General features: G+C 63.8%; 1 protein-coding gene. It reads left to right on the top strand.

From position 1 onward, the window contains the following. Window positions 1-240: hypothetical protein (locus KVT38_RS34135; RefSeq protein WP_217598132.1), on the top strand; the 240-nt coding region annotated here is incomplete at both ends.

Raw genomic sequence — 240 nt, forward strand, 5'->3', positions numbered from 1 at the left:
TCCAACCTCATGCCGCGCGACGGGGCGATCGTTATCAATGTGAACGAAGAGGCGGCCATTGGTGCGCTGAACCGCAGCGTCGCGTCGTCGCCGGGCAGCGAATGGATGGTCGTCGTCAGGGACGGCGCAGTCGTCTCCCACAACGTCGCGACCAGGATCATGTATAATGTGCCCGGCGTTGCCGATGTGGCGGTGGTCATGCGCGCCTCCGCAGACCGGGGGCACATTGCGACGAAAAAG

Source organism: Cohnella sp. GbtcB17 (assembly GCF_019091135.1).
Lineage (GTDB): Bacteria > Bacillota > Bacilli > Paenibacillales > Paenibacillaceae > Cohnella.